This is a genomic window from Streptomyces recifensis (genome assembly GCF_002154615.1).
In the GTDB taxonomy this organism is placed as follows: Bacteria; Actinomycetota; Actinomycetes; order Streptomycetales; family Streptomycetaceae; genus Streptomyces; species Streptomyces griseoluteus.
Window position 1 is genome coordinate 391 of record NZ_MUNH01000393.1, and the last position, 7,729, is coordinate 8,119.

7 protein-coding genes are annotated in these 7,729 nt (G+C 70.9%); 2 read left to right on the plus strand and 5 right to left on the minus strand.

Translation table 11 applies throughout. From position 1 onward, the window contains the following. The 3 genes from galK to galT form a co-directional block, all read right to left on the minus strand. On the minus strand, positions 1 to 1,148 hold a 1,148-nt coding region (galK, locus tag CCN33_RS20480), incomplete at its 3' end, for a galactokinase (protein WP_086695028.1). Next, on the minus strand, positions 1,148 to 2,110 hold the full coding sequence (gene galE / locus CCN33_RS20485; protein WP_086695029.1) for a UDP-glucose 4-epimerase GalE: 963 nt from the start codon (positions 2,108 to 2,110) through the stop codon (positions 1,148 to 1,150). The genes galK and galE, both read right to left, overlap by 1 nt. Then, complete coding sequence (gene galT, locus CCN33_RS20490) at positions 2,107 to 3,192, minus strand: galactose-1-phosphate uridylyltransferase (protein ID WP_086695030.1); 1,086 nt, start codon at positions 3,190 to 3,192, stop codon at positions 2,107 to 2,109. The genes galE and galT overlap by 4 nt, the downstream gene beginning before the upstream one ends. Positions 3,193 to 3,359: 167 nt before the next feature. Between galT and CCN33_RS20495 the strand changes: the two genes are divergently transcribed. Then, positions 3,360 to 5,072: a sodium:solute symporter family protein gene (locus CCN33_RS20495; protein ID WP_086695031.1), complete on the plus strand. Its 1,713-nt coding sequence runs from the start codon at positions 3,360 to 3,362 to the stop codon at positions 5,070 to 5,072. A gap of 21 nt (positions 5,073 to 5,093) precedes the next feature. Next, the gene (locus tag CCN33_RS20500) at positions 5,094 to 5,432 is read left to right on the plus strand and encodes a hypothetical protein (RefSeq protein WP_086695032.1); all 339 of its coding nucleotides are present in this window, start codon (positions 5,094 to 5,096) and stop codon (positions 5,430 to 5,432) included. Positions 5,433 to 5,469: 37 nt separating this feature from the next. Here CCN33_RS20500 and CCN33_RS20505 read toward each other — a convergent pair whose 3' ends face one another. Together CCN33_RS20505 and CCN33_RS20510 are read right to left on the minus strand one after the other, a co-directional pair. Continuing rightward, positions 5,470 to 6,162 (minus strand): helix-turn-helix transcriptional regulator, encoded by a 693-nt coding sequence (locus CCN33_RS20505; protein ID WP_086695033.1) that lies wholly within the window; start codon positions 6,160 to 6,162, stop codon positions 5,470 to 5,472. Between the two features lie 70 nt (positions 6,163 to 6,232). Continuing rightward, the coding region (locus CCN33_RS20510; protein WP_341866584.1) for an outer membrane protein assembly factor BamB family protein at positions 6,233 to 7,729 on the minus strand (1,497 nt) is incomplete at its 5' end.

A 7,729-nucleotide genomic window follows, 5' to 3' on the forward strand; every position in this document is an offset into this window, starting at 1 on the left:
GCGCCCGGCGAGGGCACCGCCTCGAAGACCCGCGGGGCGGTGTGTCCGGCCGCCGCGAACGCCTCCTGAACCGCCTTGGTGAGGGTGTCCACCGCGGACGCCTCGGCCAGCGCGATCGCGGAGCCGCCGAAGCCGCCACCGGTCATCCGGGCGCCGAGCGCGCCGGCGGCCAGCGCGGTGTCGACCGCGAGGTCCAGCTCCGGGCAGGAGATCCGGAAGTCGTCCCGCAGCGAGGCGTGGCCCTCGGTGAGGACCGGCCCGATGGCCCGGACGTCGCCCGAGGTCAGCAGCTCCACCACCCGCTCCACGCGCCGGTTCTCGGTGACGATGTGCCGCACCAGCCGGCGCACCTGAGCCGCGTCCTCTCCGGAGCCGAGCCGCTCCAGCGCCGCGTCCAGCCCGTCGTACGCCACGTCGCGCAGGGCGTCGACGCCGAGCAGGGCCGCGCCCTTCTCGCAGCCGGCCCGGCGCTTGCCGTACTCGCCGCCGCTGTGGGCGTGCTTGACCCGGGTGTCGACCACCAGCAGACGCAGGCCCTCGGCGGCCAGGTCGAACGGGATCTGCCGCTGGGACAGGTCGCGGGTGTCCAGGAAGAGCGCGTGGCCCTCCTCGCAGCAGGCCGACGCGGTCTGGTCCATGATGCCGGTGGGCGCGCCGACGTAGACGTTCTCCGCGCGCTGGCACAGCCGGGCCAGCTTCCAGCGCGGCAGGTCCAGGCCGAACAGGTCGTCCAGCGCGAGCGCGACGACGACCTCCAGCGCGGCCGAGGACGACAGTCCGGCGCCGGTCGGCACGGTGGAGGCGAGGTGGACGTCGGCACCGGTGACCGGGTGCCCGGCCTCGCGCAGCGCCCAGACCACGCCCGCCGGGTAGGCGGTCCAATCGCCGTCGGTGCCCGGCGCGAGCCCGTCCAGGGCGAGTTCGACGACCTCGCCCTGGACGTCGGCCGAGTGCAGCCGCAGAACCCCGTCGGTGCGGCGGGAGACGGCGGCGGTGACCTGGTGCGGCAAAGCGAACGGCATGACGAAGCCGTCGTTGTAGTCGGTGTGTTCGCCGATCAGGTTGACCCGGCCCGGCGCCGCCCACACCCCTTCCGGTGCCGCCCCGTACAGCTCGGTGAAGCGTTCCCGGACCTGCTGTGCCCCCACTAGTGCTCCCTCTGCGTGTCGCGCGCGAACTCCCAGGCGTCCGCGATGATCCCGGCGAGGTCCGCGCGGGACGGGTTCCACCCCAGTGTGGCGCGTGCGGTCTCGGCCGACGCCACCAGGACCGCCGGGTCGCCGGCCCGGCGCGGGGCCGTGACCTCGGGGATGGGGTGGCCGGTGACCTCACGGGCGGTCTCGACGACCTCGCGGACGGAGAAGCCGTTGCCGTTGCCGAGGTTGCAGATCAGGTGCTCGCCGGAGCGCGCGGCGCCGAGGGCGAGCAGATGGGCGTCGGCGAGGTCGGCGACGTGGATGTAGTCGCGTACGCAGGTGCCGTCGGGGGTCGGGTAGTCGTCGCCGTAGACGGAGATGGCCTCGCGGCGGCCCTGGGCGACCTGGAGGACGAGCGGGATGAGGTGGGACTCGGGGTCGTGGCGCTCGCCGTAAGGGCCGTAGGCGCCGGCCACGTTGAAGTAGCGCAGGGAGACGGCGGCCAGGCCGTGGGCGTGCGCCTCGCTGGTGATCATGTGGTCGACGGCCAGCTTGGAGGCGCCGTAGGGGTTGGTCGGGCGGGTCGGGGCGGACTCCGGGATCGGGACCTCCTCGGGCTCGCCGTAGGTGGCGGCGGTGGAGGAGAAGACCAGCCGGTTCACGCCCGCCTCGCGCATGGCGGCGAGCAGGGCCATGGTGCCGCCGACGTTGTTCTCCCAGTACTTCTCCGGCTTCACCACCGACTCGCCGACCTGGGAGAAGGCGGCGAAGTGCAGCACCGCGTCGTAGGACGGGTCGAGCCACTTGGCGGCATCGCGGATGTCGCCCTCGACGAAGGCGGCACCGGCGGGCACGCCCGCGCGGAAGCCGGTGGAGAGATTGTCGAGGACGGTGACCTCGTGCCCCGCCTCCAGCAGATGCTGGGCGACGACGCTGCCCACATAACCCGCGCCACCCGTCACCAGGTACTTCATGAACTCGCTACCTCTCGCAGTCGCTCGGCCGCGCGCTCCGGCGGCACGTCGTTGATGAAGACGCTCATGCCGGACTCGGAACCCGCGAGGAACTTCAGCTTGCCGGAAGTGCGGCGGATGGTGAAAAGCTCCAGGTGGAGCGCGAAGTCGTCCCGCGTCACCCCGTCGAAGCCGGGGAGGTCGCCGAACGGCGCCTGGTGCCAGGCCGCGATGTACGGCGTCGGCGCCACGGCCTCGTCGCCCTCCACACCCTCCGGCCGCCCGAAGATCCGGTCGAAGCGCCGCAAGAGTTCCAGATAGACCTGGGGAAACTCTGTGCGGGCGGCCTCGTCCAGGGCGAGCAGGTCGGGCACCCGGCGCTTGGGGTAGAGGTGGACCTCGTAGGGCCAGTGTGCGGCGAACGGGACGAAGGCCGCCCAGTGTTCACTCTCCAGGACGACCCGATCACCGGCGAGTTCGCGTCCCAGGACGGCGTCGAAGAGATTCTCCCCGCCGGTCTCGGCCTTGTGGTCGGCGAGCGAGCGGAGCATCAGCGCGGTGCGCGGGGTGATGAACGGGTAGGCGTAGATCTGGCCGTGGGGGTGACCCAGCGTCACCCCGATCTCGGCGCCCCGGTTCTCGAAACAGAAGACCTGCTTGACGGAGGGCAGATGCGACAGCTCGGCGGTGCGGTCGGTCCACGCCTCCAGCACCAGTCGCGCCTGCTCGTCGGTGAGGGAGGCGAAGGACGCGTCGTGGTCGGAGGTGAAGCAGACGACCTCGCAGCGGCCGGAGTCCCCGGCGAGGGAGGGGAAACGGTTCTCGAACACGACCACGTCGTAGCCGGTGTCCGGGATCTCGCTGAGCCGCCCGTCCCGGCTGGGGCAGAGCGGGCACTCGTCGGCCGGGGGGTGGTAGGTGCGGCCCTGGCGGTGGGAGGCGACGGCCACCGAGTCGCCCAGCAGCGGGTCCCGGCGGATCTCGGAGGCGGTGACCGTGGGCTCCAGCGGCCGCCGGTCCACCGCCTCGCGGACGGTGTCGTCCCGCAGGTCGTAGTAGACCAGCTCACGCCCGTCGGCCAGCCGGGTCGAGGTCTTCTTCACGCCGGACTCCTCGCTCTCACTCAACACAATCAAACATAACAAACCACAACCCGACAACGCAGTGCACGATCACAATCGAACAAAGATCCCCAACAGAACTGTTCAAATAATGAACGCCGCGGCGTAGGTTCCGCTCTGGATCAGTTCGCGCAACGAAGCGAGTTCTCATGCAGACCCCCCCGACCGGACCCGCGCCCCTGGCGGCGGGCCCCAGCTATCTGGCGGCGGAGCTACGGCTCCCCACCAACTGGCTCGACTACACGATCCTGGCCATCTACTTCGTCGTGGTTCTCGGCATCGGCTTCGCGGCCCGCCGCTCGGTGAAGACCAGCCTGGACTTCTTCCTCTCCGGACGCTCGCTGCCCGCCTGGATCACCGGCCTCGCCTTCATCTCGGCGAACCTGGCGGCCACCGAGATCCTGGGCATGGCGGCCAACAGCGCCCAGTACGGCGCGTACACCGTGCACTGGTACTGGATCGGCGCCATCCCGGCCATGGTCTTCCTCGGCCTGGTGATGATGCCCTTCTACTACGGCAGCAAGGTCCGCTCGGTCCCCGAGTTCCTGCTGCTGCGCTTCGACAAGGCCGCCCACCTGCTCAGTTCGATCCTGTTCGCCTTCGCCGCCATCCTGATCGCGGGCGTGAACCTGTACGCGCTGGCGATCGTGGTGGAGGCCCTGCTCGGCTGGCCGCAGTGGGTGGCCATCGTGGTGGCGGGCGCCTTCGTGCTCGGCTACATCACGCTGGGCGGTCTCTCCTCGGCGATCTACAACGAGGTGCTCCAGTTCTTCGTGATCCTGGCCGCCCTCATCCCGATCACCATCCTCGGCCTGAAGAAGGCCGGCGGCTGGGACGGCCTGACCCACAAGCTGGACGCGGCCCACGGCCACAACTTCACCACCGCCTGGGGCGGCACCGGCATCGGCAGCGCCAACCCGCTGGGCGCCAACTGGCTGACCATCGTGCTCGGCCTCGGCTTCGTGCTGTCCTTCGGCTACTGGACGACCAACTTCGCCGAGGTGCAGCGCGCGCTGTCCGCGAAGAACCTCTCCGCCTCCAAGCGCACCCCGCTGATCGCGGCCTACCCGAAGATCTTCATCGTCTTCCTGGTGATGATCCCCGGCCTGGTCGCCGCCGCCCTGGTCCCGAAGATCGGCCAGCCCGGCTCCGGGCTCCAGTACAACGACGCGATCCCCTACCTGATGCAGGAGCTGCTGCCCAACGGCGTGCTCGGCATCGCGGTCACCGGTCTGCTCGCCGCGTTCATGGCGGGCATGGCGGCCAACGTGTCGTCCTTCAACACGGTGTTCACCACCGACATCTGGGCCCGCTACGTGAAGCCGGGCCAGGAGGACGCCTACTACGTCCGCTTCGGCCGCTGGATCACCGTGATCGGTGTCGCCGCGTCGGTCGGTACGGCCTTCCTGGCGTCGTCGTTCTCGAACATCATGAGCTACCTCCAGACGCTGTTCTCCTTCTTCAACGTCCCGATGTTCGTGGTCTTCATCGTCGGCATGTTCTGGAAGCGCGCCTCGGCCAAGTCCGGCTTCTGGGGCCTGCTCGCCGGTACCGCGACCGCGATGGTGAACTACTTCGTGTTCTACAAGGAGGGCATCATCTCGATCCCCTCCGACCAGGGCGCCAACTTCGTCTCCGCCATCGCGGGCTTCGTCGCGGGCGCGGTCGTGATGGTCGCGGTGTCGCTGTTCACCAAGCCCAAGCCGGCCGAGGAACTCCAGGGCCTGGTCTACGGCACCACGTCGCCGGGCATGACCGAGGCACCCGCCGAGGGCGACGACGCCTGGTACCGCAAGCCCGCCCTGCTCGGCTGGGGCGCGGTCGTCCTGGCCGCCGCCTGCTACATCCCGTTCTCGTTCTGATCGCGGGAGGATGAGGAAACCATGACCGACGAATCCCCCCGCCCCGAGCACGGCGCGACGGAGCACGACGTCCAGCGCGAGGTCACCGAGCTGGAGGGCAAGTCCGCCACCGCGGCCCGCATCTTCGACCTGCGGCGCATCATCGGCGGCCTGTTCGTGCTGTACGGCGTCATCGTCACGATCACCGGCATCACCGACTCCCAGGCCGCGATCGACAAGGCCGAGGGCGTCAACATCAACCTGTGGACCGGCATCGGCATGCTGATCCTCGGCGTGTTCTTCCTGGCCTGGCTGAAGCTGCGGCCGACCCCGCCGCCGCTGCCCGCCGAGGACGCGGGCGACGAGGAGCCCGTGCACTAGCCACGCGCGTGACCGGGCCGGAGCCGGAGCTGTGGGCCTACAGCTCCGGCTCCGTCGTGTGCGGGGCACCGCCGGCGCGGTCCAGCAGGCCGGTGCGGGCCGCGAGGGCGGCCGCCTCCAGCCGGGAGCCGACGCCCAGCTTCATCAGCACCCGCTGCACGTGGGTACGGGCGGTGCTGGGCGCTATCCCCATGCCGGCCGCGATCAGCCGGGTGTCCTCGCCGTCGGCGACCCGGACCAGCACCTCCACCTCGCGCGGGGTGAGCAGCCTGAGCAGCCGCTGACCCTCGTCGTCGGGCTGCACGGCCGGGTTCAGCAGCTCGGCGAAGGCGCCCTGGAGCAGCTGGGGGGCGACGGCGGCCTCACCGGCACGGGCCTTCAGGATGGCCCGCTCGACCCCCTCGATGCGCTCGTCGTGCCGTACGTACCCGGCGGCGCCCGCCGCGAAGGCGGCCGCGATGCCGCGCGGGGACGGGACCGGGCCGAGGACCAGGACGGCCACCTGCGGGCGCTCCCGCTTGATGCGGGCCACCGGGTCGAACGCGCCCGGCTCGGCGGGTGCCGCGGTGCCCAGCAGGCACACCTCGGGGGCGCGCGATATCACCAGCTCGGCCGCGCCCGCGGCCGGCGCCGCCGCCGCGAGCACCCGGTGCCCGCGCAGCTTCAGCGCCGACGCCAACGCCTCCGCCAGCAGGCGGTGGTCGTCGACGACCATGAGCCGCACTCCCATAGAGCAACCCCCCAGTCCCTCCGATGTCCCGGAAGTTACACGCTCGGGGCGCCTGCCGTGCGGGCTTCGCTCAGTCGCGGGTGCCGAAGGCGACCACGCAGTTCTTGTCCTTGTCGAAGTTCCCGAGCGGCTTGGCCGCGTTCGGCGCCGCCATGAACAGCCTGCCCTGGCTGTACCGGTACTCCGAGAAGCTGGGCTGGAGACCGGTCTGCAGGGCGCGGTCGGCCTGGTCGGCGGGCAGCTCCATCAGCGTCGTGGACGTGAAGCTCGCCCCGTCGATGCTGACGATCTGGCCCCCCTTGTCGTACGGCGGGTTCTTGTACGCGATCAGGTTGCCGCCGTCCATGCGCAGCGGGAACAGCGTGTAGTCCTCGCCGGCCGCGGCGCGCTGGCCGGTCTGCTTGCCGGTGGCGAGGTCGAAGGCGACGACCTCGTTGGTGCGGCTGAGCTTGCTCTTGCCGCCGCTGCTGTGCTCCTTGGTCGCCAGGTACAGCTTGCCCTGGCCCGCGGTGACGCCCTTGCACTCCTCGATGAGGGTGATGGTGTCGCACTCGCCGTCGTAGGTGTCGCCCGAGACGGGGATACGGGCCAGCAGCCTGCCGGTGCGGCCGTCGATGGAGAAGTAGTCCGAGACCCCGCTGCCGCCGCTCGCGCTGTGCCCGGCGTCCGCGCCCACCACCAGCGGGTCGGTGGAGACGATGCCGGCGTACTCGATGCCGGCGCCCATCTTGTACTCGGAGATCACCTTGCCCGAGGTGGGGTCGACGTTCTGGATGCTGAGGGTGCGGTCGCCGTAGCCGCCGCACTTGCGGACCGCGACCAGCCTGGTGCCGCCTCCGTAGCCGACGTCGTCGCAGTCGTCGCCGGGCTTGGGCTGCCAGAGCACCTTGCCGGTGCCGATGTCGTAGGCCGCGCCGCCGCGGAGACCGCCGACCGCGACGGTCTTCCCGGCGACGGTGACGTTCTGGAACGTGGTGGCGAACTCACCCGTGCCGATCGACTTGGTCCACAGCCTGGTGCCGGCCCGGACGTCGATGCCCGCGACCTGGGTGCAGCCGGGGCGGCTGGTCTTGGTCGGCATCGAGGGCTGGTAGACGATGCCGGTGCGGCCGTCGGCGGTGACGTGCTCGGTGGCCGCGCAGATGGGGCCGGGAAGCTTCAGCGTCCACTTCTTGTGGCCGTCGGCCGGGTCGTAACCGGTGATCTCGGCGATGCCGCTCTTGGCGTAGACGCCGGCGCTCAGCCAGGAGCCCGGCGTGGTGACGACGTTCTCCTCCGTCTTGGGCTGCGGGACCTTGAACAGGACGTCGGCGGCCGGGTTGTCCGGCACCTTCTCCTTGCCGCCGGTCGCGGTGCCGGTGCCGTTCTTGTCGCCCCCGGCGCGCGTGCTGCCGCCGCCTCCGTCCGAGGACCGGGAGTACCAGACGCCGGAGCCGATGATCAGGCCGATGGCGACGACGGCCGCGAGGACGATCAGCGCGATGGCGCGGTTCTCCCTGGCACGGATGTCGCCACCCGCCACGACCGTGGGCGGCTGGGCGGGATAGCCGTAGCCCGGCTGCTGCGG

What these genes read in the sequence shown, in the direction of transcription:
- CCN33_RS20495 (WP_086695031.1), top strand. Translation starts at nt 3,360, where the DNA reads ATGCAGACCCCCCCGACCGGACCCGCGCCCCTGGCGGCGGGCCCCAGC.
- CCN33_RS20505 (WP_086695033.1), bottom strand. Translation starts at nt 6,162, where the DNA reads ATGGGAGTGCGGCTCATGGTCGTCGACGACCACCGCCTGCTGGCGGAG.
- CCN33_RS20500 (WP_086695032.1), top strand. Translation starts at nt 5,094, where the DNA reads ATGACCGACGAATCCCCCCGCCCCGAGCACGGCGCGACGGAGCACGAC.
- galE (WP_086695029.1), bottom strand. Translation starts at nt 2,110, where the DNA reads ATGAAGTACCTGGTGACGGGTGGCGCGGGTTATGTGGGCAGCGTCGTC.